This window comes from Verrucosispora sp. SN26_14.1 (genome assembly GCF_004307965.1).
GTDB lineage: Bacteria > Actinomycetota > Actinomycetes > Mycobacteriales > Micromonosporaceae > Micromonospora.
This window is the reverse complement of record NZ_SISL01000677.1, coordinates 1-2,304: the sequence shown is the minus strand read 5'-3', so window position 1 is coordinate 2,304 and position 2,304 is coordinate 1. Positions and strand designations below refer to the sequence as shown.

At 73.9% G+C, this 2,304-nt stretch carries 3 protein-coding genes; 2 read left to right on the top strand and 1 reads right to left on the bottom strand.

Annotation, left to right across the window (positions count from 1 at the left end; genetic code table 11):
- Positions 1-171: 171 nt before the first annotated feature.
- Positions 172-546: a hypothetical protein gene (locus EYA84_RS30775; protein ID WP_131057715.1), complete on the top strand. Its 375-nt coding sequence runs from the start codon at positions 172-174 to the stop codon at positions 544-546.
- A 16-nt stretch (positions 547-562) separates the two neighbouring features.
- Here the strand turns inward: EYA84_RS30775 and EYA84_RS30770 are convergent, their stop codons facing one another.
- Positions 563-1,804, bottom strand: coding sequence for a benzoate/H(+) symporter BenE family transporter (locus EYA84_RS30770; RefSeq protein ID WP_131057714.1), 1,242 nt, complete (start codon positions 1,802-1,804; stop codon positions 563-565).
- Between the two features lie 60 nt (positions 1,805-1,864).
- Between EYA84_RS30770 and EYA84_RS30765 the strand changes: the two genes are divergently transcribed.
- Positions 1,865-2,304, top strand: a 440-nt coding sequence (locus EYA84_RS30765; RefSeq protein ID WP_236146060.1) for a helix-turn-helix domain-containing protein, incomplete at its 3' end; no start/stop codon positions are given.

Genomic DNA, 2,304 nt, shown 5'->3' with positions numbered 1-2,304 from the left:
CCATCCCCCTGGCCCCCCACCTCCACCCCCAGCCCGGGATGATCAAGAAGTTTTCGTCTCGCCACCGCCGCGAACGCGACCCGAACTTCTTGATCGACGAGGCGGAGGGGTGGGGCGTACCGGACGGGGTGGGTGGTTTAGGAGCAGTGGGGGGCGGGAACCGCGCGGAGTATGGAGCAGCAGGGCATCGATCAACAGACCACCGTCTCGCGGGTCACCACCGGCATGCGGGTGGTGGACGCCGCCGGCCTCGACGTCGGCACGGTGGACCTGGTCCAGCGCGGTGACCCGAACGCCGTGACCGTGCAGGCGCCCACCGCCGACCCTGGCAGCAGCCTGGACGAGTTGATCGAATCCGCCGCCACGGAGGAACCCGACGTTCCTGCGGACCTGGCCGCCCGCCTGCTGCGCACCGGTTACCTGAAGGTCTCCACCGAACTGGTCCCCACCGGTGCCGTCTACGTACTGGCCGACCAGATCAACACCGTCGTCGACGGAGAGGTCCGGCTCGACGTCCTCGCCGCCGACCTCCCCCCGGAGGACTGACCCCGCCTCCGCCCGCTCACGACGTCTGAGTCGGGACGGACCCGGCGGTCGGGGCGGGCGCGGCAGCAGGCCGGTCGGGTTCGGTGACCGGGGTCGACGGCGTCGGCGTGGGGCGGCGGGGACGGAAGATCAGGAACATCAGGCAGCCGGCCACCAGGCCCCAGAAGGCGCCGCCGATGCCGATCAGCGACACCCCGGAGGCGGTGACCACCAGGGTCACCACGGCGGCCTCCCGGGCCGTGGGATCGGCCAGCGCCGCGGTCAGGGCGGTGGCCAGCGCGCCGAGCAGAGCCAGTCCGGCGACCGCCTCGATCAGTACGGGTGGCGCCCAACCGACGAGCGTGGTGACCGCACCGGCACCCAATCCGAGCATCGCCAGCCCGATGCCGGCGGTCACCGAGGCGATCCAGCGGCGGTCCGGGTCGGGGTGCGCGTCCGGTCCGGCAGCCAGCGCGGCGGTGATCGCCGCCAGGTTGACCGCGTGACCACCGGCGGGCGCCACGGCCATGCTGGCCAGTCCCGTGGTCCGCAGCGCCGAGCCGAGCGGGGGCCGGTAACCGTAGCCGACCAGGACGGCGGTGCCGGGCACGTTCTGCGCGGCCATGGTCACCAGGAACAGCGGCAGTGCCACACCGATCAGCGCCGACAGGCTCCACGCCGGCATGGTCAGCGTGAACACCGGCCGCAGTCCACCGGTGCCACCGCCCGACGTGGTCAGCGCGATCGCGACGGCGGCGACCACCAGTGCCCCGGGGACCGCCCAACGCCGGGCGAAGCGGTGCAGCACCAACCAGGAGACCAGCACCGGCGCGGCGAGGTGCGGCACGTCGACGAGGGCGCGTACCGGTGCGGTGCAGAGCGGCAGCAACACCCCGGCGAGCATCGCCCCGGCGATGGGTTTGGGGATCGCGGCGACGGCGCGGCCGAGGGCCGGGAACAGGCCGGCGGCGACGATGAGCAGGCCCGAGACGAGGAACGCGCCGACGGCGACCGGCCACCCGCCGGGAACCGGGCCGGTCGCGATGAGCAGCGCCGCGCCCGGCGTGGACCAGGCGATGCTCAGCGGCATCCGGTGGCGCAGGCCGAGCCAGACCGCGCAGAGCCCGGAGGCGACGCAGAGGACGAGCAGCCCGGAGGCGGCCTGTGCCTCGCTCGCGCCGGCCGCGCGCAGCCCGGCAAGCACCACCGTGAACGAGCTGGCGAACCCGACCAGCGCGGTCACCACCCCCGCGAGGATCGGCTGTGTCCGTCCCGCCATGACCCCACCCCTTCCCGACCGTTCCGTTTACGGAACAGCGGCGTGTAGCACCATATCGGGGTGTCGCAGCCACCACCAGATTCGGACACCGCCGCGATCGGCCAGCGGGTCCGCGCCCTCCGCGAGGCGCGCGGCATCTCGCTCTCCGCGCTGTCCCGGCTGGCGGGAGTGGGCAAGGCGACGCTCTCCGGACTGGAGAACGGCGTCCGCAACCCCACCCTGGAGACGTTGTACGCGATCACCGCGCAGCTCGGCGTACCGCTGACCGCCGTGCTCTCCGGGCCGTCGGCCGGGCCGACCGTACGCGGCGCGGCGGTCAGCGCGACGCTGCTGGAGGTCTTCGACGACTCGGACGCGACGTACGAGCTGTACCGGATGCGGGTGGCGCCCGGCCCCGGCCAGCTCTCCCCCGCGCACCAACCCGGGGTGACCGAGCACGTGACCGTCTTCGCCGGGGTGCTGCGCGCCGGCCCGGTCGACGCGCCGCTGACCGTCGCCGC

Excerpts from the sequence above, each read along its gene's own strand:
- EYA84_RS30775 (WP_131057715.1), top strand. The coding sequence starts at position 172 with ATGGAGCAGCAGGGCATCGATCAACAGACCACCGTCTCGCGGGTCACC.
- EYA84_RS30770 (WP_131057714.1), bottom strand. The coding sequence starts at position 1,804 with ATGGCGGGACGGACACAGCCGATCCTCGCGGGGGTGGTGACCGCGCTG.